The sequence below is a fragment of the Oleiphilus sp. HI0123 genome (assembly GCF_001635315.1).
Map to the genome: position 1 here is coordinate 1 of NZ_LWGE01000394.1, position 940 is coordinate 940.

General features: G+C 40.2%; 2 protein-coding genes. Both read left to right on the forward strand.

Annotated elements, in window-relative coordinates:
• The first annotated feature begins 130 nt into the window (after window positions 1–130).
• The gene (locus A3761_RS03740) at window positions 131–577 is read left to right on the forward strand and encodes a hypothetical protein (RefSeq protein ID WP_068739717.1); all 447 of its coding nucleotides are present in this window, start codon (window positions 131–133) and stop codon (window positions 575–577) included.
• Between the two features lie 102 nt (window positions 578–679).
• Window positions 680–940, forward strand: a 261-nt coding sequence (locus tag A3761_RS03745) for a hypothetical protein (RefSeq protein WP_156491571.1), incomplete at its 3' end; no start/stop codon positions are given.

The following is a 940-nucleotide window of genomic DNA, read 5'->3' on the forward strand; positions in this document are numbered from 1 at the left end:
AAACTAAGCGTATTATTTAAATGGATTTAGAGAGTCTGTAAGCCAAAGGGATCATCGGCCGTATTACGTCCTGCCTATTTTTATTACTTCTCTTTTCGTCTCCTTTCTCAATTAATTGAAATGCAGAGATATGAAAAATACCACTATTTTGCTAACTAGCCTGACCGTAATTGTAATCGGGGGTTTGCTTTATCTAAGTCTCCCAGGCACAGATACAAAGATAAAAGATACCGGAACCAGTGGTGCAGAAAAACACCAAATTTTATCTGCGTTAGATCGCTCAAACATTGGTATTGAATCCGCTTTACCTGATAAACCGCCTGTGAAAAATAGTGATACCTTGTTAACGACACTTCAAAAGGAAAAGTACAGTAACCTCCCGGATGAACGCAGAACTGAAATGTTAGAAGTGATTTCCGCGACGAACCAGGCCAGGAATACGGTTTCTTCTGGTGCGGAGAAATATTTTGATTTAGTCGAGGATGATAAAAAATTTGTAGAACTAGATGCGCTGGCTGATCAGAAAATTATTGAATTAAATCGTTTGCTTAAAGAGAAGCAGACAAGTGCAGATTAGTCTGTAAGAGTTCGAGTTTTAAGAAGGTATTGTGGTCGTTTAGCGTATCAATTTCTACGGCTGTAAATCGTTATTATTAGAGTTAAAAGGAAGGAGTGTAAGGTGCGTATTATCGAGGGAAGGTTAATTGCAGGCCTAGTATCAGTACTTTTACTTAGCATGATCAGCGTCCAGGCCCATGCAAGTGTGGTTGGAAAGATAAGCGGTGACTTAACTGTGAGCCAGGGCGGTGTTGCTTATAATCTCTCGTTACCTTTGCCGAATGGTATTCATGACGTTTCACCACCTATTTCTCTGCAATATAGCGCTCAAGCGACAAACGGTATTGTCGGCCCAAGTTTCAAACTAAATGCCAGTTCAGCT

Coding starts and splice junctions, on each gene's coding strand:
- A3761_RS03740 (WP_068739717.1), top strand. CDS start 131: ATGAAAAATACCACTATTTTGCTAACTAGCCTGACCGTAATTGTAATC.